The organism is Ruegeria sp. CRTD044, from assembly GCF_059613485.1.
The window spans coordinates 1-23,025 of sequence record NZ_JBXWSP010000002.1 but is presented as its reverse complement, the minus strand read 5'-3'; the positions used below and the strand labels follow the sequence as shown (position 1 = coordinate 23,025).

The following is a 23,025-nucleotide window of genomic DNA, read 5'->3' as shown; positions in this document are numbered from 1 at the left end:
AGTCGGCGTCCTTCGATTGAATTTGCTTCTTGCCGCGCCGCGCTCTACCGTCGCGGTCCGACGCGACCTCAAGGCAACCCAAGGGCCCCGCATGGACTGGCGCGACCATGGCATTCTTCTGACCGCCCGCCGCCACGGCGAAACCGCGGCCATCATCGAGGTGTTCACCGAAACCCATGGCCGACATGCGGGCGTGGTGCGCGGGGGTGCCAGCCGCAAGATCGCGCCCATCCTGCAACCCGGCGCGCAGTTGGACGTGCTGTGGCGGGCGCGATTGCAGGAACATATCGGCACCTTCCAGGTCGAGCCGCTGCGCTCGCGCGCGGCGGCGGCGTTTTCGGGGCGGCTGGCGCTGTCGGGGCTGAACGCGGTCGTGGCGCTGCTGTCCTTCTGCCTGCCCGAACGCGAACCGCACCCCGGCATCTATTGGCAGACGGAACAGCTGATGGATCTGCTGGGCCAGGACGAGATCTGGCCGCTGGCTTACCTGCGCTGGGAGCTGGCCCTGCTTGAAGAACTGGGCTTTGGGCTGGACCTGACCCGCTGCGCCGTGACCGGCACCACCGAAGGGCTGGCCTATGTCTCGCCTAAGACCGGCCGGGCGGTCAGTGCCGAAGGCGCCGGGGATTGGGCCGACCGGCTGCTGCCTCTGCCGCCGGTGCTGCGCGGGCAGGGGGCCGCCCCGGATGGCGAGATCGCCGCCGGGCTGCGCACGACCGGCTATTTCCTGGCGCATCGCGTGGCGCCATCGCTGGGTCACACGCCGCTGCCCGAGGCCCGCGACCGCTTTGTGGATCAGTTCACTCGGCGGCTTTGAAAACCATCTCGTACCCGTCCTCGTTGCGCAGGATCAGCACGTCGCCCGACACCTCGGACTGCGTCATCGCCAGCAGCGCGGCGAAATAGAATCCTTCGGCCTCAAGCCCGGCGCAGGCGGCACGGGTGGCGGTCAGGTCGGTGATTTCGAACCACGGATAGGGCGCGGTCAATGTGCCCGAGTAGCTGTTGCAGGGTGCGTTTCCGGCAATCCTGCCGTCTTCGGGAAAGCGCAGCAGGGCGCTGGCCTCATAGGGCTGGCCGTTGACTTCCTGCAGCACCCAGGTGCGGTCGGCCGCGCCGTAGGCGGCGACACTTTCGTCGCGGTCGCATTGCAACAGGGCAAGGGCGGGCAGGATCAGGATCAGACGCAGCATGAGGGCTTTCTATCGCGACTTGGCGTCATTGCGCCAGCAGTTCGGCGCGTACCTCCATCCGAGGGCGCCAGTTATAGCGCGTGTCCTCGCGCACCGGCGCCCAGAACAGGTCACCCCCGTTGCGCCAGCCGTCCAGCACGATCGCGTCATAGGGGCCGTCGCCCCTGGCGCTGATCGCGGCGGAATGGTGGATGATGCGGAACGGGGTTGGCGGCGAGGTGATCCAGTGCAGGTCCAGCGTGCGGAAATTCTCTTGCCGCAGCCGCTTGAGCATGTCCTCGGCCCAGTCATTGCACAGCCCGCGTTCGCGAAAGCCGTTGATGACCTTGGCGTTGTGAATGATCGCCGGGTCGGTGACCCGGTACTCGGTCCTCAGCTGCAGCGCATAGTCATGGGCGATCTGCGCCGCGCGGGCCGCTTCCTGCGGATCGACATCAGGGCCGAGGTTCTGAATGGCGCGGGTCAGACCGGCAACATCGCCCGAGGTCGTGCCGGACGGCGTGCTGCATCCTGCAAGCAACAGGCCAAGAACAAGGATCAGAAGGCGCGCCATGGTCACTCCGCAAAGATAGGTTCGGCATCTGCGTAGCCGCGGCGCAGCATGATGCGGTTCGACCGCTACTTAGCCGAAACCTGTGCCGGGACCCAAGGGGGAATTTTCCCGGCCAATGTGTCCGGCGGGTCCGGTTGGGTGAAATAATCAGGGCAGATCTGGTCACTCGGCGCTTTTGGCTTGCCAGAAAAGAAAAGACCCGGCGCTGGGCCGGGTCAAGTTGGGGAAACCGCGACGGGCGGGCGCTCAGGCCAGCAGACGCCGCGCGATGACTTGCGCCTGGATCTCGGCGGCACCTTCAAAGATGTTCAGGATGCGGGCGTCACACAGCACCCGGCTGATCTTGTATTCAAGGGCAAAGCCGTTGCCGCCGTGAATCTGCAACCCGTTGTCGGCCGCGGCCCAGGCGACGCGCGCGCCCAGCAGCTTGGCCATACCGGCCTCGAGGTCGCAGCGGTGGCCGTTGTCCTTCTCCCAGGCGCTGAAATAGGTCAGTTGGCGCGCGATCATGATTTCGACCGCCATCATGGCCAGCTTGCCCGACACGCGCGGGAAGTTGATCAGGGCCTTGCCAAATTGCTTGCGCTCCCGCGCGTATTGCATGGCGATGTCCAGTGCGCTTTGGGCCACGCCGATGGCGCGGGCGGCGGTCTGGATACGCGCGGATTCGAAAGTTTCCATGAGCTGCTTGAAGCCCTTGCCTTCCTCACCGCCAAGCAGGTTCTCGCCCTTGACGTGGAACCCGTCGAAGGCCAGCTCGTATTCCTTCATGCCGCGATAGCCCAGCACCTCGATCTCGCCGCCGGTCATGCCGGGGGTTGGGAAGGGGTTGTCGTCGGTGCCGGGCGTCTTTTCGGCCAGGAACATCGACAACCCACGATGATCGGTGGTTTCGGGATCGGTGCGTGCCAACAGTGTCATAACATGGGTGCGTGCGGCATGGGTGATCCAGGTCTTGTTGCCGGTGATCTTGTAGTCACCGTTTTCGTCCTTGACCGCGCGGGTGCGCAGGCTGCCAAGGTCCGAGCCGGTGTTGGGTTCGGTGAACACGGCGGTGGGCAGGATCTCGGCGCTGGCGATCTTGGGCAGCCATTGGGCCTTTTGGTCGTCGGTGCCGCCCGCGATGATCAACTCGGCCGCGATCTCGGACCGGGTGCCCAGGCTGCCGACGCCGATGTAACCGCGCGACAGTTCTTCGGAGACGACGCACATCGACGCCTTGGACAGGCCGAACCCGCCATATTCCTCGGGGATGGTCAGGCCGAATACGCCCATCTCGGCCAGTTCCTCGATGATTTCCATCGGGATCAGCTCGTCCTTCAGGTGCCATTCATGGGCGTTTGGCTCGACCCGATCCAGCGCATAGCGGCGGAACTGCTCGCGGATCATCTCGAGCTCTTCGTCCAGGCCCGAGGCGCCGAACATGGTGGCCCCGGATTGGTCTTGCATCAGCTGAACCAGTCGGCTGCGCGCGGCCTGGCTGTTGGCACGTGCCATCAGAGTTTGCACCTCGGCGCATTGGAAGCCCGACAGCGCATCCCAACCCAGCCCCAGATCCTGCAGGCGCACGACCTCGCCCTGGTTCATCGGGATGCCGCCGGCGACCTGGTGCAGATATTCGCCAAAGGCGATCTGGTGCAGCAACTGCTCCATCTCGCCGAACTTGCCCTGGGCGTCCAGCGCCTCGGCCCATTTCTGCATCTGCTGCAGCGACTGGTTGTATGTGGCCAGCCAGGCCAGCCCATGCGCGGCGGTCTGGTTCGCCTCGACCAAAGCGCCCGAGACGCGACCCTCGGCCGAGACCATCTCGCGCACCGCATCGCGCGCCCGGTCAAAGACGGACTGAACCGCTGGCAGCGCGGCCCCCGTCCGGGTCAGAAGATCAGGCAGAACCGGCTGAGAAGTCATGTTCGTCATATCTTGTCCGTCATGGGCCATGAATCACGTCCTTTGCTGGGTCGTCTGGTCATATCATGCTGCACGTGCAGCGCAACAAAAATACACAAATAGCGTCGAAAAAGTCCAAAAATTACGTAACGAATTTTGCGGTGCAGAGAAATTCTGCGGTGATATGTAGGGGAAATGGATCTGTTTTCTTTGATGTCCCTGCCCGAACTCTGCCTTGCGTTCGCGGTCGCCTTTCTGGCCGGAGCGGTGAAAGGCATGGTCGGTTTCGCCATGCCGATGGTCCTGATTTCAGGGCTCAGCATGATGCTGCCGCCCCAGCTTGCGCTGGCCGGGCTGATCCTGCCAACGGTTGTGACGAACGGGATCCAGGCCTTGAGAGAAGGACGCGCGGCAGCGATGTCTTCGATCCGGCAGTTCCGGGTCTTTCTTTCCGTCGGGCTGGTCTTTCTGCTGGGGAGCGCTCAGCTGATCAGCTTGGTTCCATCGCAGGCTTTCCTTCTGATGATCGGAATTCCCGTCACGTTCTTTGCCACGATCCAACTGCTGGGCGTGAAACTGAGCCTGTCTGAGCAATCGCCAAAGATCGAGGCCGCGGTCGGTGCGGTTACCGGGTTCATTGGCGGCATATCAGCCGTTTGGGGACCTCCGACCGTTGCCTATCTGACTGCGCTGAATACCCCCAAATCCGAACAATTGCGCATTCAGGGCGTGATCTATGGCTTGGGAGCTTTGGCTCTGGTCGTGGCGCATATTGGATCAGGCGTGTTGCGGGCTGAAACCGTGCCGTTCTCGGCTGCACTGACCCTTCCGGCTTTGGCCGGCATGTGGCTGGGGTTGCGGATGCATGATCGGATTGATCAGGCCACGTTCCGCAAGGCGACTTTGTTGGTTCTGATGATCGCAGGTGCGAACTTGCTGCGCAGGGGGGTGTTCGGTTGAAAGCTCAACCCTTGGGCTCAAAATAGCGGAAGGCAAAAAACAGTCCGAACATCAAGAACAGCAGCCCCGACAGATCGCCGATCAAAAAGGCAAAGTACTCGGCCGTCGCGCTGCCAAAAGCCAGGTTGGTCAGGCCGGACACCAGGATTGACGTGATGACCCCGACCCCCATGATGCAGGCCCAGCAGGGCGCCCGATCAGCGGCGGGAAACAGATCCCACCCCAGCCATTTCAACAAATAGAATATGGCCGGGGCCGTCGTGACCGCGATCAAAATGGCCAGCAGGCGGCTTGTCAGGAAAACGTCCGAGCCACCGAGTGTCGCGAAAACCAGAAAGACACCGGGCAGCATGGCAAGTATCGCACGCCACCCCAAGAGCCACGCCGCAAGGACCCGCACGCCGTGCGGAAGAAATAACAGGCTGGCGCGGCTGGGGTACTCTGGAAAGAACACGTTCTGCATGGGCATCAGAACCCAAAAGGTCAGAAACGATGCGCCGATATAGGCCAACGAAGCAAAAAACGTGTCAGAGGCCCACGATCGCATAATGCCATGCTTCTTTTAGGTCTGCTCAGCGGTCAACGCGGGGCGTTGACGACATACCGTCCCCGGTTGGCGTTTCCGCTTTGGGACAAGTAGCCCTTCTGTACCAGCGACTTGAGGGCGCGGAAGAAGGTCGGGCGCGAAACGCTTTGCACCAGTGTGTGCTCGATCAGGCCATAGGTCCGGACTTCGCGCGTGTCTTTCGACAGCTCTTCGGCCGCGTAATAAATGTCACGCTCTACCGGAGAAAGCTCTTCGAGCCCCAACGTGCGTTCCATGCTCTGCATCAACTTGCGCAGTTCCGCCAGTTTCGAGATCTCGGTCATTTCCATTCCTGATTTTACCAGTGCCACGAATTGATATCCGCTTGGTCAAATGACCCATGATAGTCGCCTATCGCGCGGCATATCTCATGTTGACACCCATCCCCTTGATAATACACTACCGCCTTGATTAGGCTGCTCATCTTGCGAGTGTGAGTGTCCGCGCGCGAGCTGCCCAAAGGTTTTTTCAGTCTCGGCCCGGTGCATTTTGCGCCGGGCTATTTCCTTGTAATGGGTCCTTGATTTACTGCATGATTTTTAGGCGGGCAACGAATTTGTTCATGCCAATGTCACATTACAACTGCAGGAAGAACAAATAACTGCAAGGACCCGTTATTGTGCGCGCAGGGGCCCGCAACCGCGCCCCTGCATGTCGGTTCAACCGATTGCGACCGCTTTGATGTCTTCGTCGATGAAGGGCAGGTACTGTTCAAAGTTCTCGGCGAACATCTGCACCAGCTTTTCGGCTTGCCGGTCGAATGCGGCCTGATCGTCCCATGTGCGGCGCGGATCCAGCAGAACTTCGGGCACACCAGGGACCGTCACCGGAACGTCGAAGCCGAAATTGGCGTCCTTGCGATACTCGGCATCGGCCAGCGACCCGTCCAATGCGGCGGTCAGCAGGGCACGCGTGGCCTTGATCGGCATCCGGCTGCCAACGCCGTATGCGCCGCCGGTCCAGCCGGTATTGACCAGCCAGCATGTCGCGCCGTGCTGGGCGATCTTGTTGCGCAGCAGCTTGCCGTATTCCTCGGGGCGGCGCGGCATGAACGGGGCGCCGAAGCAGGTCGAGAAGGTCGGCTGCGGCTCGGTCACGCCGCGTTCGGTTCCGGCAACCTTCGAGGTGAAGCCCGACAGGAAGTGGTACATCGCCTGCGCCGGGGTCAGCCGGGCGATCGGAGGCAGGACGCCAAAGGCATCACAGGTCAGCATAATGATGTTTTTCGGGTGCCCGCCCAGCGCCGTCTTGGAGGCGTTCGAGATGTATTCCAGCGGGTAGGCGCACCGCATGTTCGCGGTCAGGCTGTCATCGTTGAAATCCAGTTCCAGGGTCTCGGGATTGAAGACCATGTTCTCGATCACCGTGCCGAACTTCGACGTGGTCGCGTAGATCTCGGGTTCCGCTTCGGCGCTCAGATTTATGGTCTTGGCATAGCATCCGCCTTCGAAGTTGAAGGTCCCGCGATCCGACCAGCCGTGCTCGTCGTCGCCGATCAGAACACGCGCCGGATCAGCCGAAAGCGTGGTCTTTCCGGTGCCGGACAGGCCGAAGAACACGGCGGTGTCGACTGGGTTGCCCACCGCATGGTTGGCCGAGCAGTGCATCGGCATCACGCCTTTTTCCGGCAGCAGGTAGTTCAGAAGCGTGAACACGGATTTCTTGTTCTCGCCCGCATACTCTGTGCCGCCGATGAGAATCAGTTTGCGGTCAAAGTTCAGCGCGATCACCGTTTCGCTGCGGCAATCGTGCTTTTTCGGGTCCGCCTGAAAACTGGGGCAGTTGATGATGGTGTAGTCTGCGATGAATTCGTCCAGGTCCTCGCGGTCCGGGCGACGCAGCAGGTGCCGGATGAAAAGGTTGTGCCAGGCCAGTTCCGTAACCATGCGCACATTGATCGCATAGGCATGATCCGCGCCGCCAACCAGATCCTGAACGAAATAGTCCTTGCCTTTCATATGGGCCAGCATGTCGGCGTACAGCGCGTCAAAGCCATCGGAGCTCATTTCCGCGTTGTTTTCCCACCAGATGCTTTCCGCCACGCTTTCGGTCCGGACAACGTGCTTGTCCTTGGGGGACCGGCCCGTGAACTTGCCGGTGGACACCAGAAACGCTCCGCCATTGCCCAGCGTGCCTTCATTCCGCTTGAGCGCTTTCTGAATCAGCGCCGGCTCCATCAAGTTGTAATAGACATTGCCCAGCCCCTCGATGCCTTGATCTTCGAGGCGGAACTGCGGGTTTACCCGTCCAAATGTCATTCGTGTCTTCTCCTGTGGCGGCGCTGCGGCGGTTGGGGCCGTCTGCGCTCATGAGGCGTAGTGCCGGTTAGTCCGACGAATAAGGGCCTCATATCACGGCCGTTTAGGGCATGAACAGGACGGTTTGGCACAGTTAGCGCAACCAAGGCCGGGTTTAGCGCAACCAAGATTTTCCGGTCGGAAAACCCGGGCACTTTCGGAAGCGCAGGACGACCTTTTTGTCGCAGGATCGTGAACAATGTGGCGCGATTCGTACATCCGGATTGATTCGCGGCCTTAAAAAAGCCAAGAATGCCCTACAAAAAGCAAAAATATATCGTGAGTGAGCAGGTAAAGGGGCAGCCCGATGTCTAAGATTGCACTGGTGGATGACGATCGGAACATTCTGACGTCTGTATCCATGACGCTCGAGGCCGAAGGGTTCGAGGTCGAAACCTACAATGACGGGCAGGCAGCCCTTGATGCGTTCAACAAGAAACTGCCGGATATGGCGGTTCTGGACATCAAGATGCCCCGCATGGACGGAATGGATCTGCTGCAGCGGCTGCGGCAGAAAACCCAGATGCCGGTGATTTTCCTCACCTCGAAAGACGATGAGATCGACGAGGTTCTGGGCCTGCGCATGGGCGCCGATGACTACGTGAAAAAGCCGTTCTCTCAACGCCTTCTGGTTGAACGCATCCGTGCGCTGCTGCGCCGTCAGGAAGCGACCGACGGGGATGCGTCGGCTGCAACCACCGGGGACGCAAAGGTGATGGAGCGCGGCGACCTGCGCATGGACCCGCTGCGTCATGCGGTCAGCTGGAAGGGAGCCGATGTTTCCCTGACGGTCACGGAATTCCTGCTGCTGCAGGCCTTGGCGCAGCGCCCCGGTTTCGTAAAAAGCCGCGATCAGCTGATGGATGTCGCATATGATGATCAGGTCTATGTCGACGACCGGACCATCGACAGCCACATCAAGCGTCTACGCAAGAAGATGCGTGCGGCTGATCCCGAGTTTTCGGCTATCGAAACGCTGTACGGTATCGGGTACCGTTACAACGAGGAATAAGCCGGCCCGGCTTTCTGCAAAGGTGAATTTGTTTCGTGCGTGACACCGAGCAATCCAGCGAGTTGCGCGACGGTGACGTCGTTCTGGGTGATGATTGGGTCATCCCGCAAGACCCCGAGTCGGCCGAGCTGCGCGCGCGGCGATCGCGGCGTACCCTGTTCACGCTGCGCAACTCGCCGCTGGCGCGCAAGATCATCACGTTCAACCTGATTGCTTTGGTGATCCTGGTCGCGGGGCTACTTTACCTGGACGACACCCGAAAAGAGAGGGTCCAGCAAACGGCGCGGGACCTGATCGGCGATGCGCAACTGGTCAGCAACGTCTTCGAGGCCCAGCTACGCCAGGTTGCCGGATCGCGGGACGCTTCTGACCTTAACGTCAAGGCGACCCTTGCCGGGCTGAGCATCCCCGAAGGCGGCGAAGTATTCGTCTATGACAGCACCGGCACGTTGATCGGCTGGACTCGCGGTTCCTCGACCGTGGCGGAATTGCCGGGCCTGATTCAGGCCGAAGCGGATGTTCCGACTGGCAGCACATTGATCTCTGATGCCCTGACCGCCGTCTGGAATGGTCTGTATTCGGTTTTCACCACCGGATCTGAAACCGAGGCGCCGACGCTGGCACAGCGGGTTCAGGACATCATACCAAACGCGCTGGACGGCCACATGCAGGTTCACGCCGTGTCTGACGCGGCCGGAGACACCGTGATTGTGGCGGCGTCGCCGATCGTTCTGGATGGCGCCCCTGTGGGGGCTGTCGCAATGGCCGGCCCCGCCGGAGAAATCGACGCACTGGCTCGGAAAGAGCAGGAGCGCATTCTGCAGATGTTTGTCGTTGCCCTGCTGGTCTCGGTGGGTCTCAGCCTTGTGCTGGCCTCGACCATCGCGAACCCGCTGGCGGATCTGGCCGCTGCGGCCGAAATGGGCAAGGACCGTGGTACCGGGGTCAATCCCGGACGAATCCGCATCCCCGACCTGAGCGCCCGACCAGACGAGATTGGTCGGCTTAGCCGGGCGCTGCGGGGAATGGTGACGGCGCTCTACAACCGGATAGACGCCAACGAACAGTTCGCGGCTGATGTCGCACATGAGATCAAGAACCCCTTGGCCAGCCTGCAATCGGCCGTCGGTACGCTGCGAATGGTCAAGCGCGACGATCAACGTGAGAAACTGTTGGGCGTCATCGAGCACGATGTCCGCCGGTTGGACCGCCTTGTCAGCGACATCTCGAATGCGTCCCGCCTGGATGCTGAACTGGTCAAAGAGCAGGAGCAGCCCTTCGATCTTCTGAAGCTGATTGGCAATATCAGTCAGTACCTGGGCGAAGATGCCCGGTCGCAGGGGATCGACTACATCACGGATTTGCCGTCCAAGCCCATCGTCATAAACGGCCTCGAGGCCCGTCTGGCGCAGGTTTTCGTGAACCTGATCACAAATGCCATCTCCTTCTGCGAGGAAAACGACGCGATCCGCGTTTGGGTGCGCCAACGCGAAAACCGGGTTCTGGTTGTTGTCGAAGACACCGGCCCCGGTATTCCGGACCAGGCCCTGACCAAGGTTTTCAAGCGCTTCTACTCGCAGCGCCCGGCCGAGCATTTCGGCAACAACTCGGGCCTTGGACTGGCGATCTCGAAACAGATTGTCGAGGCCCACGGTGGCGTCATCTGGGCCGAGAACATCCGCCCGACCGAGGCGGACATCACGTCGGACCCGCAAGGTGCGCGGTTTGTCGTGGGTCTTCCCCTTTAGGCGATGTGCGCTTTGCGCCTTCCCGAGATGCCCAGCGATGATCCGGTCAGCGTGCACGCTACATGCGTTGCCGTTGCTGGCCGCGGCGCCCTGATTTCGGGGCCGTCCGGGGCCGGAAAATCGGCACTTGCATTGCAGATGATGGGTTTCGGCGGGGACCTGGTCGCCGATGATCGTGTGAATTTAACCCTGTCGGGCGACCGGGTGATGGCGGATGCGGTCCCGCAGATCCGTGGATTGGTCGAAGCCCGCGGCGTCGGCCTCCTGCGCGCCACGGCCTGCGGCCCCGTACCGTTGGAATGGATCGTGGATCTGGATCAGGTGGAAGCCCAGCGACTGCCGGAGCCGCGACAGGTTCTTGTCCTGGGACATCCTGTTCCCTTGCTTCGAGCCGCTGGCGTCCCCAACTTGGCATCAGCACTTGTTCAACTGATGAAAATGGGGCGCGTCGATCCGCAATGGCCAAGCACATGACAGCACAAACGCGCATCGTTCTGGTGACAGGTCCGTCGGGCGCGGGCCGGTCGACGGCGATTCATGTGCTCGAGGATCTGGGCTATGAGGCCATCGATAACTTGCCGATGGGCATGTTGCTGCGCTTGATGGAGGGCGCGGATCCTTCCCGGCCGATGGCGTTGGGGATCGATGCCCGCAATCGTGATTTCTCGACCATCGGTTTTATCGAATTGGTCGCCAAACTGGGCCGGATGAGCCAGGTGGACTTGTCTACGCTTTATCTGGACTGCAGCGACGAAGTGCTTTTGCGCCGATTTTCGGAAACCCGGCGCCGCCATCCGGTCGCAACCGATGCCAGCCCCGAAACCGGTATCCGTCAGGAGAAGGAATTGTTGGAGCCGATCCGCGAGATCGCCGACACTCTGATCGATACCAGCGTGCTCAACGTGCACCAGCTGCGATCCGAGGTCGAACGCTGGTTCGCGGCGGAAGGGGGCCGGCATCTGGCCGTTTCAATCGAGTCCTTCTCCTACAAACGGGGGCTGCCGCTGGGTCTGGACATGGTGTTCGATTGCCGATTTCTGGCCAATCCCTATTGGCGTCCGGAACTGCGCGAGGCTGATGGTCGCAATCCGGAGGTTGCGTCCTATGTTCAGGCTGACACAAACTATGCCGCCTTTTTCGAACGGGTGGTGGAACTGTTGCTGTCTCTGCTGCCCGCCTTCAAGGCCGAGGGCAAAACGCACCTATCGGTCGCCTTTGGCTGTACCGGGGGTCAACACCGCTCGGTCGCGATGGTCGAAGCGGTCGCAAAAGCCCTTGCAGAGCAGGGGCAGCCGGTGGCAATTAGACACCGCGAGATGGAACGTCGATCGTTGAATGTGAGGCCGGATTGATCGGAATTGTAATCGTGGCGCATGGCGGATTGGCCCAGGAATACCTGGCGGCCATGCAGCACGTCGTGGGCAAGCAACCCGGCCTTGTGGCAGTGTCGATCGACGCCGATCATGATCGCGAGGAAAAGCAGGCCGAAATCTGCCGGGCCGCGGATGCTGTGGATGTCGGCGACGGAGTTGTTGTCGTGACCGATCTGTTCGGGGGCAGCCCCTCGAATCTCAGCCTGCGCGCCTGTGCGCCGCAGGACCGCAGAATTCTTTACGGCGCCAACCTTCCGATGCTGATCAAACTGGCCAAAAGCCGCCAACTTCCGGTCGGGGACGCCGTCCGTAGGGCCATGGAGGCTGGACGAAAGTACATCAATGCGCAAAATGTGACATTGGACTGACATCGGATCGATTGAATATGGCCACCAAAAGCTTGAAAATAATCAACGAAAAGGGCTTGCACGCGCGCGCTTCAGCCAAACTGGTCGAGGTGGTTGAAGGGTTTGACGCCCGCGCCGAAGTGTCCAAAGACGGAATGTCCGCGTCGGGTGACAGCATTATGGGCCTTTTGATGTTGGCGGCTTCGCGTGGAACGACTATTGACGTCGAAACGTCCGGGCCGGATGCTGAGGCGCTGGCAGTCGCGCTGGAAGCATTGGTGAACGACAAGTTCGGCGAAGGTTTCTGACGCAGGGCACTGCCACGAAACAAGAACGGGAAGACCAGGAATTGGCGGAAACCACGCACGATACCAAGACCAACACGGTGGTGGCCGAGACCGCGGAAGCGGGCGAAATCTACGACCGCCGCACGCTGACCTACGCAAATTCGTTTGACGACGCCTGGACCTCGACGGCCATCAAGGCGATCGAATGGTGCACAGGCAAGCTGACCATTCTGCGCATGGTCAACAAGTTCGAAAAGCAGAATGAAAAGTATCGCGGCCAGAAATTCTGGGGTGGTGCCCTGGGTATCATGGGAATCGACCTGACCACGCCCGAACACCAGATTGCGCGCATTCCGAAAGAGGGGCCCGTTGTGGTGGTAGCCAATCACCCGCATGGGATGGTGGACGGCATGATCCTGGCCGAGTTGATCGGACGGGTGCGCCAGGACTACCGTATCCTGACCCGCTCGGTTCTGACCGGGCTGGATGAGGCCGCGACCTCGTTCATGATCCCGGTCCCGTTTCCACATGACCCCGAAGCCCAAAGCAAGATGCTCGAGATGCGGGGCAAAGCGATGGAGCACCTCAAGAACGGTGGTGTCGTCGCGCTGTTCCCATCCGGGGTGGTGATGTCTTCCGACACCTGGTTCGGCCCCGCTCAGGAACGCGAATGGAACGTGTTCACAGCCAAGATGATCCGGCGATCCGGTGCTAAGGTCCTGCCCATCTACTTCCCCGGCAGCAACTCACGCTGGTACCAGATTGCCAACAAACTATCGGCAATTCTGCGTCAGGGACTTCTGCTGCATGAGATCGTCCGGTCCTGCAACAAACCGATCGGCCCGGTAATCGGAGAGCCGATTTCGGACGAGGACATGAAACTGCTCGAACGCGACCCGCGCGGATTCATGGCCTGGCTCAGAAAACACACGCTGGCCTTGGGGCAGTCACCGCAAGCCTGATCCACCGTTCATTGGCGCGAAAATATCGCGGGCGAGCGGCTCGGTCCCTTGACGGCTTAGCGCGTCGGGACCGGAACCTCGCCACGGTAGTCATAAAACCCGCGATCGGTCTTGCGGCCCAGCCAGCCGGCCTCGACATATTTCGTCAGCAAAGGGCAGGGGCGGTACTTTGTATCCGCCAACCCTTCATGGAGGACGTTCATGATGGCCAGGCAGGTGTCCAGCCCGATGAAATCGGCCAGTTCCAGCGGGCCCATGGGATGATTGGCGCCCAGCTTCATGGATTGGTCGATCGACTGAACGCTGCCGACCCCTTCATACAGAGTATAGACGGCCTCGTTGATCATCGGCATCAGGATGCGGTTCACGATGAAGGCCGGAAAATCCTCGGCGCTGGCGGCGGTTTTGCCCAACCGATCCACCACGGCCTTGCAGGTAGCAAAGGTTTCTTCGTCGGTGGCGATACCGCGAATCAACTCGACCAATTGCATGAGAGGAACCGGGTTCATGAAGTGGAACCCCATGAACCGCTCCGGCCGATCCGTCCGGCTGGCAAGCCTTGTGATCGAAATGGACGAGGTGTTCGACGTCAGGATCGTGTGAGCCTGCAAATGCGGCTGCAGATCCTCGAAAATCGCATGCTTGATGGCCTCACGCTCGGTCGCGGCTTCGATCACGAGGTCCGTCTGGCCGATCTCCGGAAGGTTCAGCGTGGTCTTGATCCGCTGCAGTGCGGCCTGCATCTCGTCGTCACCGATCTTGCCGCGTGACACCTGACGAGCCAGGTTGCCCTTGATCGTTTCAATGGCAGCATCCAGCGCATCCTGGCTGATGTCGTTCAGCAGAACGTTATACTCTGCCAACGCCATCACATGGGCGATTCCGTTGCCCATCTGGCCCGCGCCGATTACTCCGACTGATTTCACGTCCATATTGAACTGCCTTCCGCATCAAGGTTCAGGGGGGACATTATCGGCAGTCCGGGTTGCGCGGCAAGGGGTTGGGACCGGTCCAATTCGCTTCAAATGCGCACATTAGAGTTTTCTAAACACCTAAGGCCGCAGAATGGCGATTGGGTGAAGAAAATGGGTGGCTGACATGAGTTATCATGAGTCGGGCGCGACTGGTGTCGAGGAATCCGTCTGCCGGTACGGGGCGTCAAAATTGTGGTTTCGCGGACCAAAGCGAGCGTTGCAGGTACCATATGTGGCCTGCGTCGGCAGCACCGAGACATTCGGTCGGTTCGTCGATTCTCCCTTTCCTGCCGTGTTGGAGCAGCGGCTGGAAATGCAGTGTCTGAATCTGGGCAGTCTGTTCACAGGTGCCGAGGGGTTGGCGCGGGATCCGGAAATTCTGAGCCTGATGAATGGCGCCGAGGTTTGCGTTCTGCAACTGCCATCGGCGCTGAACCAGTCCAACCGGTTCTACCGTGTTCATCTCCGACGCAATGATCGGGTGCTCGAGGCGACCTCGGACCTTTCCGCCTTGTACCCCGAAGTTGACTTCGCCGACGTTCATTTTGTGCGGCATCTTATGTCCAGGTTGTCGGCCTTTTCGGATGCACGGTTCGAAGTGGTGGCCGCCGAGTTGCGGCGGGCTTGGGCAGAGGCGCTTCGCACCCTGTTGGACAACGTCACCAGCCGGATTCTGCTGCTGTGGCTGGACTGGGATCACAGCGCGGCAGTCGGGCTGGATGTGCGGGGGGTATCTGATCCGGTGCCAATTACACAGGCTATGATTGATGGGGTGTCGGATGGAGGGGTGGCAACCGTGAAGATGACGGTGCGCCCTTCAGGTGCTTCGGATGATCTTGAGGACATGCTGTTCGGCACGATGCAGCAACCGATGGCGGAATATATGATCGGGCCAGCCACGCACCGGGCCATTGCCGAACGTTTACTGTCCGCGATCCGAGACCTCGAATGAAAAAGGCCCGCCAATTTGGCGGGCCTTGAGTTCTCGAAAAGAAGGACCGTCAGCCCAGCTTTTCGGTAAGCTCCGGCACGGCCTGGAACAGGTCCGCGACCAGTCCGTAATCGGCGACCTGAAAGATCGGAGCTTCTTCGTCTTTGTTGATCGCGACGATGATCTTCGAATCCTTCATGCCGGCCAGGTGCTGGATCGCACCCGAAATGCCAACCGCGATGTACAGATCGGGTGCAACGACCTTGCCGGTCTGACCCACCTGCCAGTCGTTCGGGGCATAGCCCGAGTCGACTGCCGCACGCGACGCACCAACCGCGGCACCCAGCTTGTCGGCCAGGGCTTCGATCAGCTTGAAGTCTTCTTCCGAGCCGACGCCGCGGCCGCCCGACACCACTGCCTTGGCCGAGGTCAGCTCGGGGCGGTCGCTTTCGGCGACCTTGTCCTCGACCCATTCCGACAGGCCGGGGTTTTCACCGACCGATACGGTCTCGACCGGGGCCGAGCCGCCTTCGCCGGCGGCGTCGAAGGTCGACGTACGGAAGGTGATGACCTTCTTGGGGTCGTTCGACTTGACGGTCTGGACCGCGTTGCCCGCGTAGATCGGGCGCTCGAAGGTCGAGCCGTCAACGACGCCGGACGCGTCCGAGATCACCATGACGTCCAGCAGCGCGGCCACGCGCGGCATTACGTTCTTGGCGTCGGTGGTGGCGGGCGCCACGATATGCTCATAGCCGTCGGCCAGGCTGACGATCAGCGCGGCGGTCGATTCGGCCAGACGGTGGCCCAGCGACGGGTCTTCAGCGACCAGAACCTTGGACACGCCGTCGATCTTGGCGGCGGCTTCGCCGGCAGCGGCGGCCGAGCCGCCCGCGGCCAGAACGGTCACATCACCCAGCTGCTTGGCAGCGGTGACCGCCTTGGCGGTTGCGTCCATCGCCAGTTCGCCATTGTTGACTTCGGCAAGCAGAAGTACAGCCATTACACAGCCCCCGCTTCTTTGAGTTTCCCGACCAGCTCGTCGACCGAGCCCACGATGATGCCGGCGGCGCGTGCCGGCGGCTCTTCGGTCTTGACGACTTCGAGGCGCGGCGTGACGTCGACGCCGTAATCGGCGGCGGTTTTTTCGTCCAGCGGCTTTTTCTTGGCCTTCATGATGTTAGGCAGCGACGCATAGCGCGGCTCGTTCAGGCGCAGGTCGACGGTGATGATGGCCGGCATCTTGACGCTGATGGTCTGCAGGCCGCCGTCAACTTCACGCGTGACCTTGGCGGTGTCGCCTTCGATGTCCAGTTCGGACGCGAAAGTGCCCTGGCTCCAGCCCAGCAGCGCCGACAGCATCTGGCCAGTGGCGTTCATGTCGTTGTCGATTGCCTGCTTGCCGCACAGAACCAGTCCGGGCTGCTCTTCCTCGACCACCTTGGCCAGGATCTTGGCGACGGCCAGCGGTTCGATGTCCTGGTGGACGTCATCCGCCGCGACCACCAGGATGGCGCGGTCTGCACCCATCGCCAGCGCGGTGCGCAGCGTTTCCTGCGCCTGCTTGACGCCGATCGAAACGGCCACGACCTCTTCGGCCTTGCCGGCTTCTTTCAGGCGGATCGCCTCTTCGACGGCAATCTCGTCGAACGGGTTCATCGACATTTTGACATTGGCGAGATCAACACCGCTGCCGTCCGCTTTGACGCGAACTTTCACGTTGTAGTCGATCACGCGCTTGACAGGCACAAGTACCTTCATTTTTGCGTACGCTCCTTACAAAAACGGCAAGCCGCAATGCGACTCCACCAATGCTCTCGTCGGCCTAGATAGCGCCTTGCGGGGCGTCGGGACAGGGCAAAATCGTCACGTCATGTCGTGGGGACGTCGCGTTTCACGCTTTTTGACGTGAAGGAACGAAAGATTGTTACCCAGCCGATGGGCGGTTTTGCCGCGCCGGATGGTGCGAAAACGCGTTCACGAAGCTCGGGTTTCAGCGGTTCCCGACCGCCTTTCGGGCGGGGGCTTCGCCCTTCCGGTCGCCACACACTGGACGTTGTGGCGCTTTCAGCGGTTCGCGCCCGGAACCCACAAGACGTCATCGCGGCCGCCATTGTTGGCGCAACGGGCTGCCACGAAGAACCAGTCGCTGAGGCGGTTGAGGTATTTCACCGCGGCCTCGTTCACCGGTTCCATGTTGGTCAGTTCGACAGACAGTCGCTCGGCGCGCCGCGAGACCGTGCGGCAGACATGCAGATGCGCCGCCAGCTTTGATCCGCCCGGCAAGATGAAGCTGCGCAACGGCTCGAGGTCCGCATTCATCGCGTCGATTTCCGATTCCAGACGATCGATCTGGGCCGGGGCGATCCGCAGGGGTGGGTAGTCGGCCTCGGCATCTTTTTCCATGTCGGGGCGGCAAAGGTCAGCGCCCAGGTCGAACAGATCGTTCTGGATGCGTGCGAGCGCCGCGTCGACCTCGCCCTCGGCCTCGGTGCGGGCCACGCCGACAAAGGCGTTCAGTTCGTCCACCGTGCCATAGGCCGCCACGCGGCCCGAATACTTCGCAACCCGTTCGCCATTGCCAAGCGCGGTTTTGCCGTCGTCGCCGGTGCGGGTGTAAATCTTGTTCAGAACGACCATCTACTGCACTCCCTGTCCACGCAGATAGACGTAGAGCACGATCAGCACCACGGCAATGAATTGAAACAGGATGCGCAGCCGCATCATCTTGTTGCTTTTCTTGGCAGCCGCCATGCCGCCCTTGCCGAAATTGGATATGCCGATGGCCAGAACAACGACGACCGCCGCCATCGCCAAAAGAAGTACACCCATTAGAAGGTCCATGAACTCACCGTCCGCATTTGTTGTATCCTTGCCGCTCCATCTAGCGGGGCGGCCCGCGAAAGCGAACGGGTAATTTCGTCTCAGATACCCGAAAGGATGCGGTCAATCGTACCCGTTGGCAGAATGCGGCGCAAATAACCCGCGATATAGGTCGGTGTGGTCACGTAGTATCGAGCCTTGGGCGACTTTGCCTCGAGCGCGCGGGCAAGTTTGTCGGTTACCGCAGACGCCGGCAGCTCGAATCGGTCGGGGCCCGAGTCTTCGTACAGACGTTTGAGCAGCGACTCCTCATACTTGTCGCGCAGGGCCGAGTTTTCCCAATCTATGAACCGTTCAAAAACCGGGATGGCCTTCTCGCGCAGTTTAGAGGTGATGGGACCGGGTTCAATCAGCACCACTTTGATGCCGGTGCCGCGCAGCTCCAGCCTCATCGTGTCGGTCAGGCCTTCGATAGCGTATTTCGTGGCGACGTAGGCGCCGCGCCAGGGAAAGGCAACCAAACCCAATACCGACGAGTTCTGCACGATGCGGCCGTGGCCCTGCGCACGCATGACGGGTATCACCTGGCGGGTCAGTTCGTGCCAGCCAAAAACATTGGTCTCGAAGATATGGCGCAACCCGTCGGTGGGCACGTCTTCGATCGCGCCGGGCAGCCCATGGGCACCGTTGTTGAACAGCGCGTCCAATGTGCCGCCCGTTGCTTCGAGAACAGTGGCCAATCCCGAGGTGATCGTTTCGGCATCGGTATAGTCGATTCTTGGGCTGTCAAAGCCTTGAGCCCTCAGCCTGTCGCAATCGCGCTGATGTCTGCAGGCGGCAAACACACGCCAGCCGCGCGCACGCATTCCGTGTGCCGCGTCCAGACCAATGCCGGATGAGCATCCGGTGATGAGGATGGATTTCTGCATGTCTGCCCCAAAGTCGTCCTCGGCAAAAACTATTGCGAGGATCGGCCTCCGGCAATGACGGCATCACGTCAATTTGTGCTTTTTCGGATCAACGAGGAGGAAATCCAACCAACCTGTTGCTCGGGCAACACGCGCAGGCGCAGCCAACCGGTTCCGGACTCGCTCAGAACTTCGACCTGCTGACCCATCCGCGCTTTGCCGATGATCGGATAGATCGTGCCGGGGCCATCGCGCATGTTGACGCGGGTGCCGGACACGATACGAATGTCTTTCGGCGGCTCTGACGGTGCAGGGGCTGCTGCTTCCGGTTCGGACTCGGTGTCCAGAACCTGGACGGCCGCGTTTTCATCCAGCGACGCCAGCGAGAAGGTACCGCCGGTATTGTCGAAACTGGACAGATCAGAATTCAGACCGGCGGCGATCTGCGCCAGCAACGCCTCGGTATCGACGGCATCGGCTGCTGGGATCGGTTCCGGCTTGGGTTCGGACGGCTTGGCGGGGCGCAGGGCCACCTTCGTCACAAGTTCGGTTGCCGGGGAGGGGACCAGTGGCCTGGGCTCGGGTTTCTCAGCCGCCGCAACGACGGGTGGTGCCTCGGCGCGCGTGCCGCGCGGTTCGAATTCGGACCCACCGCTCATGACGTAGAAGAACCAGCCGAGCATGGCAAAAGTAACAAGCATAAGGCGCGTCATGGCGCATCCCCCGGTAATCATAACAACAAGAAAAAGGCAGCATTCAATTGTTGGGATCCTACCATAGTTCGGGTCCCGAGTCGAAAATCGGGGGAAATCGCCGGGTTGGCTCCCCCTGTTGCAAAAACCGCGACTTGTCCCCAGCAAAATATGCCTTGGTTGCTTTACCACGCGCGCCGGGCGTCGTATCACATCATCTATGAACGACACGATCGACGACCCCAACATGGAGGCCCCCGACGCCGGAGGCGAGGTGGCCGAACCGCTGCGGCGGGCAATTGGCGAGCGTTATCTGACTTATGCGCTGTCCACCATCATGCACCGCGCGCTGCCCGATGCGCGCGACGGTCTGAAGCCGGTTCACCGGCGAATCCTCTACGCCATGCGCGAGCTGCGACTCAGCTCCTCGGGCGGATTCCGCAAGTCGGCCAAGATCTCGGGTGACGTGATGGGTAACTATCACCCGCACGGAGACGCCGCGATCTATGACGCAATGGCGCGCCTGGCGCAGGATTTCAACGTCCGCTACCCGCTGGTCGACGGGCAAGGCAACTTCGGCAATATCGACGGCGACAACCCGGCGGCTTCGCGCTACACCGAGGCGCGGATGACCATCGTTGCCGAGGCGTTGCTGGAGGGGCTGAACGAGGACGCCGTCGATTTCCGCGACAACTATGACGGCACGCTGACCGAACCGGTCGTCTTGCCGGCACAGTTCCCGAACCTTCTGGCCAATGGCGCCTCAGGCATTGCCGTGGGCATGGCGACCAACATCCCGCCGCACAACATTGCCGAGCTGTGCGACGCCTGCCTGCATCTGATCAAGACGCCCGACGCGCGTGACGACACGCTGCTGAACTATGTGCCGGGGCCCGATTTCCCGACGGGCGGCGTCATCGTCGAACCGGCCGAGAATATCGCGCAGGCCTATCGCACCGGGCGCGGCTCGTTCCGGCTGCGTTGCAAATACGAGGTCGAGGATCTGGGCCGCGGCCAGTGGCAGATCGTGGTCACCGAGATCCCGTATCAGGTTCAGAAATCCAAGCTGATCGAAAAGATCGCCGAGCTGATCCAGACCAAGAAGATCCCGATCCTGGGCGATGTGCGCGACGAATCCGCCGACGACATCCGCCTCATCCTCGAGCCGCGCTCCAAGAACGTGGACCCCGAGGTGTTGATGAACATGCTGTATCGCAACTCGGATCTCGAGGTGCGGTTCAGCCTGAACATGAACGTGCTGATCGACGGGGTGACGCCCAAGGTCTGTTCGATGAAGGAGGTGCTGCGCGCCTTCCTCGATCACCGGCAAGAGGTGCTGCTGCGCCGCTCGCGTCACCGGATGGCCAAGATCGACCACCGGCTTGAGGTATTGGAGGGCTTCATTGTTGCCTTCCTGAATCTGGACCGGGTGATCGATATCATCCGCTATGACGACGACCCCAAAGCCGCGCTGATGCGCGAGAATTGGGGCATCGATCATGTGCGCGCCACCAGCGAGGCCGACTATGTCTCGCCCAAACCGGGCGAGGGCGAACTGTCCGAAGTTCAGGTCGACGCGATTCTGAACATGCGCCTGCGCAGCCTGCGTCGTCTCGAAGAGATGGAACTGGTGCGCGAGCGTGACGCACTGATGGAAGAGCGCGCAGAACTTGAGGATCTGCTGGCGGATGAGGGTCTGCAATGGGCCAAGATCGCTGAACAGCTGAAAGAGACCAAGAAGACCTTCGGCAAGGAGTATGAGGGCGGCGCGCGTCGCACCCGCTTTGCCGAAGCAGGCGAGGTCGAGGACGTGCCGCTTGAGGCGATGATCGACAAAGAGCCGATTACGGTCGTCTGCTCGCAGATGGGCTGGATCCGCGCCATGACCGGCCATATCGATCTGAACCGCGAGCTGAAGTTCAAGGACGGCGACGGGCCGCGGTTCATCTTCCACGCGGAAACCACCGACCGGCTGCTGGTCTTCGCATCGAACGGGCGGGTCTATACGGTCAGCGCCGCGAACCTTCCCGGTGGCCGGGGAATGGGTGAGCCGCTGCGCCTGATGGTCGATCTGCCCAACGAGGCACAGATCGTCGACATCCTGATCCACAAACCGGGGCGCAAACTTCTGGTTGCTTCGGATGCTGGCAACGGGTTCATGGTGCCCGAGGACGAGGTGCTGGCCCAGACCCGCAACGGCAAACAGGTGCTGAACGTCAAGGATGACGAGCGTGCGGTGATCTGCAAGCCGATCGAGGGCGATCACGTCGCTGTGGTATCACAGAACGGCAAGTTTCTGGTGTTCCCGGTCTCCGAACTGCCCGAGATGACGCGTGGCAAGGGCGTGCGTCTGCAGAAATACAACATGGCTCGTGGGCGCCAGGGCACGCTGGAGCTGGATGGCGGCCTGTCCGACCTGACAACGTTCAACTGGGAGGACGGTCTGAAATGGTCAATGGGCGGCGACAAGACGCGGCATGAGGCAGATATGTCTCAATGGCTGGCAAAGCGCGCAAGCGTCGGAAAAAAACCGCCCTATGGGTTCCCGCGCGATTACAAGTTCTCGTGATCTTGCGCCGACCACGGTGGAAATCTGCCGATACGGCTTGGCACAAGCTGCATCGGTGCGCTAGATCAAAGAAAAACAGGCCTATCGAGACGAGACAATGCTGCGCATTTTGACCCTGATTACCGGACTGGCCCTGGTGGGCGCCTGCACGCAGACGCAACTCTATGAAGAGCCGGAAGATCTGGGCGAATTCAAGTTGCGCGTGAACTATGCGTTTGCCGACAAGGCCGTCCAGGGGCCGGTGTCTCGGGACGCGACGCCCCAGGAATGGACCGAAGCGATCCAGAAGGCCGTCGATATCCGCCTTGGTCGCTATCAGGGCTCGCAGGAGTATGACATCGGGATCAGCCTCGAAGGCTATATGCTGGCGCCTCCCGGCATTCCGGTGATCTACAACCCCAAAAGCACAGCGATCGTCCTGGTCAACGTTTACGATGTCGGCAAGAAACAGTTTCTGGCCAAGGGCAAGCAGTTCCAGGTCCTCGAAGATACGACCGGTGGCAGCGCTCTGAAGGGCTCGGGCAACGAACGCACCAAGGAAGAGCAGATGAGCGGTTTGGCACTGAAAGTGGCGGACCGCGTCGAGGAATGGCTGGCTGAAGAGCACAAGGAAAACGGTTGGTTCGACCTGCGCCCTGGCCTGATCCAACCGATTGAATCCGGACAGGCGATACAAAACCCGGCATAGTTTTGAGGATTCCCCTCAGGATGTGCTTGATTTTCCGCTTTGAACCAAATATCTCGCGCGCGCAGATGTAACCACGGGACCAAGGGTCCCCCAAATCGCAAAAGGGCGCCTGAGGAATGGCAAAGGAAAAGTTTGAGCGTACAAAACCGCACGTCAACATTGGCACGATTGGCCACGTTGACCACGGCAAGACGACGCTGACCGCAGCAATCACCAAGTATTTCGGCGACTTCAAGGC

Annotated in this window: 26 protein-coding genes; 13 read left to right on the top strand and 13 right to left on the bottom strand. The window is 60.9% G+C overall.

The genetic code is table 11. The annotated features are described in order from the left end of the window. The first annotated feature begins 91 nt into the window (after window positions 1–91). Window positions 92–817 (top strand): DNA repair protein RecO, encoded by a 726-nt coding sequence (gene recO / locus AC2FNL_RS00310; protein WP_496831618.1) that lies wholly within the window; start codon window positions 92–94, stop codon window positions 815–817. Here the strand turns inward: recO and AC2FNL_RS00305 are convergent. The 3 genes from AC2FNL_RS00305 to AC2FNL_RS00295 all read right to left on the bottom strand — a co-directional run bounded on the left by AC2FNL_RS00305 (window position 801) and on the right by AC2FNL_RS00295 (window position 3,684). Further along, on the bottom strand, window positions 801–1,193 hold the full coding sequence (locus AC2FNL_RS00305) for an META domain-containing protein (RefSeq protein WP_093965282.1): 393 nt from the start codon (window positions 1,191–1,193) through the stop codon (window positions 801–803). The two genes, recO and AC2FNL_RS00305, sit on opposite strands and share 17 nt — an antisense overlap. Before the next feature lie 25 nt (window positions 1,194–1,218). Then, window positions 1,219–1,746, bottom strand: a complete 528-nt coding sequence (locus tag AC2FNL_RS00300) for a hypothetical protein (RefSeq protein ID WP_496831616.1) — start codon at window positions 1,744–1,746, stop codon at window positions 1,219–1,221. 246 nt (window positions 1,747–1,992) lie between these two features. After that, window positions 1,993–3,684, bottom strand: a complete 1,692-nt coding sequence (locus AC2FNL_RS00295; protein ID WP_496831614.1) for an acyl-CoA dehydrogenase family protein — start codon at window positions 3,682–3,684, stop codon at window positions 1,993–1,995. A gap of 144 nt (window positions 3,685–3,828) precedes the next feature. Here AC2FNL_RS00295 and AC2FNL_RS00290 point away from each other — a divergent pair, with 144 nt between their 5' ends. Beyond that, window positions 3,829–4,593 (top strand): sulfite exporter TauE/SafE family protein, encoded by a 765-nt coding sequence (locus AC2FNL_RS00290; protein ID WP_093965287.1) that lies wholly within the window; start codon window positions 3,829–3,831, stop codon window positions 4,591–4,593. A gap of 4 nt (window positions 4,594–4,597) precedes the next feature. Here the strand turns inward: AC2FNL_RS00290 and AC2FNL_RS00285 are convergent, their stop codons facing one another. The 3 genes from AC2FNL_RS00285 to AC2FNL_RS00275 form a co-directional block, all read right to left on the bottom strand. Beyond that, window positions 4,598–5,140, bottom strand: coding sequence for a hypothetical protein (locus AC2FNL_RS00285; protein WP_254920233.1), 543 nt, complete (start codon window positions 5,138–5,140; stop codon window positions 4,598–4,600). Window positions 5,141–5,172: 32 nt separating this feature from the next. Then, window positions 5,173–5,490 carry a hypothetical protein gene (locus AC2FNL_RS00280; RefSeq protein ID WP_254920234.1) on the bottom strand — a complete coding sequence of 106 codons (318 nt, stop codon included), beginning with the start codon at window positions 5,488–5,490 and terminating at the stop codon, window positions 5,173–5,175. 348 nt (window positions 5,491–5,838) lie between these two features. Continuing rightward, the gene (locus tag AC2FNL_RS00275; RefSeq protein WP_496831611.1) at window positions 5,839–7,437 is read right to left on the bottom strand and encodes a phosphoenolpyruvate carboxykinase; all 1,599 of its coding nucleotides are present in this window, start codon (window positions 7,435–7,437) and stop codon (window positions 5,839–5,841) included. Between the two features lie 346 nt (window positions 7,438–7,783). On the opposite strand from AC2FNL_RS00275, the gene AC2FNL_RS00270 reads away from it, so the two are divergent. From AC2FNL_RS00270 to AC2FNL_RS00240, 7 genes are read left to right on the top strand one after another with little or no spacing between them, the layout of a single operon-like run. Then, entirely contained in the window at window positions 7,784–8,488 is a 705-nt protein-coding gene (locus tag AC2FNL_RS00270; protein ID WP_093965290.1) for a response regulator transcription factor, read from the top strand. A gap of 35 nt (window positions 8,489–8,523) precedes the next feature. After that, window positions 8,524–10,236, top strand: coding sequence for an ATP-binding protein (locus AC2FNL_RS00265; RefSeq protein WP_496831609.1), 1,713 nt, complete (start codon window positions 8,524–8,526; stop codon window positions 10,234–10,236). A 3-nt stretch (window positions 10,237–10,239) separates the two neighbouring features. Then, window positions 10,240–10,710, top strand: coding sequence for an HPr kinase/phosphorylase (locus AC2FNL_RS00260; RefSeq protein ID WP_496831607.1), 471 nt, complete (start codon window positions 10,240–10,242; stop codon window positions 10,708–10,710). Further along, complete coding sequence (rapZ, locus tag AC2FNL_RS00255) at window positions 10,707–11,588, top strand: RNase adapter RapZ (protein WP_496831605.1); 882 nt, start codon at window positions 10,707–10,709, stop codon at window positions 11,586–11,588. The genes AC2FNL_RS00260 and rapZ overlap by 4 nt, the downstream gene beginning before the upstream one ends. Next, window positions 11,585–11,977, top strand: a complete 393-nt coding sequence (locus tag AC2FNL_RS00250) for a PTS sugar transporter subunit IIA (RefSeq protein ID WP_093965293.1) — start codon at window positions 11,585–11,587, stop codon at window positions 11,975–11,977. The genes rapZ and AC2FNL_RS00250 overlap by 4 nt, the downstream gene beginning before the upstream one ends. Before the next feature lie 17 nt (window positions 11,978–11,994). Then, on the top strand, window positions 11,995–12,264 hold the full coding sequence (locus tag AC2FNL_RS00245; protein ID WP_093965295.1) for an HPr family phosphocarrier protein: 270 nt from the start codon (window positions 11,995–11,997) through the stop codon (window positions 12,262–12,264). A 41-nt stretch (window positions 12,265–12,305) separates the two neighbouring features. After that, window positions 12,306–13,205, top strand: a complete 900-nt coding sequence (locus AC2FNL_RS00240) for a lysophospholipid acyltransferase family protein (protein WP_170342633.1) — start codon at window positions 12,306–12,308, stop codon at window positions 13,203–13,205. A gap of 56 nt (window positions 13,206–13,261) precedes the next feature. Here AC2FNL_RS00240 and AC2FNL_RS00235 read toward each other — a convergent pair whose 3' ends face one another. Then, window positions 13,262–14,137: a 3-hydroxybutyryl-CoA dehydrogenase gene (locus AC2FNL_RS00235; RefSeq protein ID WP_496831602.1), complete on the bottom strand. Its 876-nt coding sequence runs from the start codon at window positions 14,135–14,137 to the stop codon at window positions 13,262–13,264. Between the two features lie 166 nt (window positions 14,138–14,303). Here AC2FNL_RS00235 and AC2FNL_RS00230 point away from each other — a divergent pair, with 166 nt between their 5' ends. Continuing rightward, window positions 14,304–15,131, top strand: coding sequence for a DUF6473 family protein (locus tag AC2FNL_RS00230; protein ID WP_496831600.1), 828 nt, complete (start codon window positions 14,304–14,306; stop codon window positions 15,129–15,131). 49 nt (window positions 15,132–15,180) lie between these two features. Here AC2FNL_RS00230 and AC2FNL_RS00225 read toward each other — a convergent pair whose 3' ends face one another. The 6 genes from AC2FNL_RS00225 to AC2FNL_RS00200 all read right to left on the bottom strand — a co-directional run bounded on the left by AC2FNL_RS00225 (window position 15,181) and on the right by AC2FNL_RS00200 (window position 19,551). Beyond that, the gene (locus AC2FNL_RS00225; protein WP_093965301.1) at window positions 15,181–16,110 is read right to left on the bottom strand and encodes an electron transfer flavoprotein subunit alpha/FixB family protein; all 930 of its coding nucleotides are present in this window, start codon (window positions 16,108–16,110) and stop codon (window positions 15,181–15,183) included. Then, window positions 16,110–16,868, bottom strand: a complete 759-nt coding sequence (locus AC2FNL_RS00220; protein WP_093965302.1) for an electron transfer flavoprotein subunit beta/FixA family protein — start codon at window positions 16,866–16,868, stop codon at window positions 16,110–16,112. Before AC2FNL_RS00220 ends, AC2FNL_RS00225 begins: the two co-directional genes overlap by 1 nt. A 306-nt stretch (window positions 16,869–17,174) precedes the next feature. Continuing rightward, on the bottom strand, window positions 17,175–17,747 hold the full coding sequence (locus AC2FNL_RS00215) for a cob(I)yrinic acid a,c-diamide adenosyltransferase (RefSeq protein WP_093965304.1): 573 nt from the start codon (window positions 17,745–17,747) through the stop codon (window positions 17,175–17,177). Continuing rightward, window positions 17,748–17,951: a twin transmembrane helix small protein gene (locus AC2FNL_RS00210; RefSeq protein WP_093965306.1), complete on the bottom strand. Its 204-nt coding sequence runs from the start codon at window positions 17,949–17,951 to the stop codon at window positions 17,748–17,750. Window positions 17,952–18,031: 80 nt separating this feature from the next. After that, window positions 18,032–18,859: an SDR family NAD(P)-dependent oxidoreductase gene (locus AC2FNL_RS00205; RefSeq protein WP_496831597.1), complete on the bottom strand. Its 828-nt coding sequence runs from the start codon at window positions 18,857–18,859 to the stop codon at window positions 18,032–18,034. A gap of 68 nt (window positions 18,860–18,927) precedes the next feature. After that, complete coding sequence (locus AC2FNL_RS00200; RefSeq protein ID WP_254432992.1) at window positions 18,928–19,551, bottom strand: SH3 domain-containing protein; 624 nt, start codon at window positions 19,549–19,551, stop codon at window positions 18,928–18,930. A 199-nt stretch (window positions 19,552–19,750) separates the two neighbouring features. On the opposite strand from AC2FNL_RS00200, the gene AC2FNL_RS00195 reads away from it, so the two are divergent. The 3 genes from AC2FNL_RS00195 to AC2FNL_RS00185 form a co-directional block, all read left to right on the top strand. Beyond that, window positions 19,751–22,099: a DNA topoisomerase IV subunit A gene (locus AC2FNL_RS00195; protein ID WP_093965309.1), complete on the top strand. Its 2,349-nt coding sequence runs from the start codon at window positions 19,751–19,753 to the stop codon at window positions 22,097–22,099. Window positions 22,100–22,196: 97 nt separating this feature from the next. Beyond that, the gene (locus AC2FNL_RS00190; RefSeq protein ID WP_093965311.1) at window positions 22,197–22,787 is read left to right on the top strand and encodes a hypothetical protein; all 591 of its coding nucleotides are present in this window, start codon (window positions 22,197–22,199) and stop codon (window positions 22,785–22,787) included. 116 nt (window positions 22,788–22,903) lie between these two features. After that, window positions 22,904–23,025 (top strand): GTP-binding protein (locus AC2FNL_RS00185; RefSeq protein ID WP_496819923.1); only part of this gene is annotated, 122 nt, incomplete at its 3' end.

Coding starts and splice junctions, on each gene's coding strand:
- AC2FNL_RS00205 (WP_496831597.1), bottom strand. CDS start 18,859: ATGCAGAAATCCATCCTCATCACCGGATGCTCATCCGGCATTGGTCTG.
- AC2FNL_RS00275 (WP_496831611.1), bottom strand. CDS start 7,437: ATGACATTTGGACGGGTAAACCCGCAGTTCCGCCTCGAAGATCAAGGC.
- AC2FNL_RS00270 (WP_093965290.1), top strand. CDS start 7,784: ATGTCTAAGATTGCACTGGTGGATGACGATCGGAACATTCTGACGTCT.
- recO (WP_496831618.1), top strand. CDS start 92: ATGGACTGGCGCGACCATGGCATTCTTCTGACCGCCCGCCGCCACGGC.
- AC2FNL_RS00305 (WP_093965282.1), bottom strand. CDS start 1,193: ATGCTGCGTCTGATCCTGATCCTGCCCGCCCTTGCCCTGTTGCAATGC.
- AC2FNL_RS00300 (WP_496831616.1), bottom strand. CDS start 1,746: ATGGCGCGCCTTCTGATCCTTGTTCTTGGCCTGTTGCTTGCAGGATGC.
- AC2FNL_RS00290 (WP_093965287.1), top strand. CDS start 3,829: ATGGATCTGTTTTCTTTGATGTCCCTGCCCGAACTCTGCCTTGCGTTC.
- AC2FNL_RS00225 (WP_093965301.1), bottom strand. CDS start 16,110: ATGGCTGTACTTCTGCTTGCCGAAGTCAACAATGGCGAACTGGCGATG.
- AC2FNL_RS00245 (WP_093965295.1), top strand. CDS start 11,995: ATGGCCACCAAAAGCTTGAAAATAATCAACGAAAAGGGCTTGCACGCG.
- AC2FNL_RS00285 (WP_254920233.1), bottom strand. CDS start 5,140: ATGCGATCGTGGGCCTCTGACACGTTTTTTGCTTCGTTGGCCTATATC.
- AC2FNL_RS00200 (WP_254432992.1), bottom strand. CDS start 19,551: ATGACGCGCCTTATGCTTGTTACTTTTGCCATGCTCGGCTGGTTCTTC.
- AC2FNL_RS00190 (WP_093965311.1), top strand. CDS start 22,197: ATGCTGCGCATTTTGACCCTGATTACCGGACTGGCCCTGGTGGGCGCC.
- AC2FNL_RS00260 (WP_496831607.1), top strand. CDS start 10,240: ATGTGCGCTTTGCGCCTTCCCGAGATGCCCAGCGATGATCCGGTCAGC.
- rapZ (WP_496831605.1), top strand. CDS start 10,707: ATGACAGCACAAACGCGCATCGTTCTGGTGACAGGTCCGTCGGGCGCG.
- AC2FNL_RS00230 (WP_496831600.1), top strand. CDS start 14,304: ATGAGTTATCATGAGTCGGGCGCGACTGGTGTCGAGGAATCCGTCTGC.
- AC2FNL_RS00295 (WP_496831614.1), bottom strand. CDS start 3,684: ATGGCCCATGACGGACAAGATATGACGAACATGACTTCTCAGCCGGTT.
- AC2FNL_RS00195 (WP_093965309.1), top strand. CDS start 19,751: ATGAACGACACGATCGACGACCCCAACATGGAGGCCCCCGACGCCGGA.
- AC2FNL_RS00210 (WP_093965306.1), bottom strand. CDS start 17,951: ATGGACCTTCTAATGGGTGTACTTCTTTTGGCGATGGCGGCGGTCGTC.
- AC2FNL_RS00220 (WP_093965302.1), bottom strand. CDS start 16,868: ATGAAGGTACTTGTGCCTGTCAAGCGCGTGATCGACTACAACGTGAAA.
- AC2FNL_RS00235 (WP_496831602.1), bottom strand. CDS start 14,137: ATGGACGTGAAATCAGTCGGAGTAATCGGCGCGGGCCAGATGGGCAAC.
- AC2FNL_RS00215 (WP_093965304.1), bottom strand. CDS start 17,747: ATGGTCGTTCTGAACAAGATTTACACCCGCACCGGCGACGACGGCAAA.